The 433-nt window shown below is 42.5% G+C and carries 1 protein-coding gene; it reads left to right on the top strand.

What is annotated here, in order from left to right; all coding sequences use genetic code 11:
• Positions 1-340 (top strand): hypothetical protein (locus tag I6F37_RS40690; RefSeq protein WP_225154475.1); only part of this gene is annotated, 340 nt, incomplete at its 5' end.
• Positions 341-433: the final 93 nt, after the last annotated feature.

The raw sequence follows: 433 nt of genomic DNA, 5'->3' as shown, positions 1-433 counted from the left end.
ATGCTGGGCAAGGATATATGCGGAAGACCTGGACAATGGTAGCCACGATAATTGCTGTGAAAACCTGTATTTCTCCATTGCTCACATGGACACGCTCGTCAAATACCGCGATTTATTGGTGGCAAAAATCATTGCCAAATTTGGTGCAACCAAATACCAGAAAAAAGTCGCTTTCTTCGAACTGCTGATCGACCGCTGGATCAACTGTCTTTATTTTGATGAGTATATTGATCTGGGTGCCTGTGGTAATCAACAACTGGTACTGAGAGTTTACGAGGCCTGTAGAGTTCCATTATATGATCCCCACGTCCATGGTGATTCAGAGCATAGTTTTTATTGAAGGCAGCTTATTCATCAGCTGAGGGATACAGTAATGACCAGGGTATTATTGATCTTACTATTGGTGAAATAATGGGAAATGTTCCCGGAAACC

The organism is Bradyrhizobium sp. NBAIM08 (assembly GCF_020193935.1).
In the GTDB taxonomy this organism is placed as follows: Bacteria; Pseudomonadota; Alphaproteobacteria; order Rhizobiales; family Xanthobacteraceae; genus Bradyrhizobium; species Bradyrhizobium yuanmingense.
The sequence above is the reverse complement of the archived record's forward strand: the minus strand, read 5'-3'. Positions and strand labels throughout refer to the sequence as shown.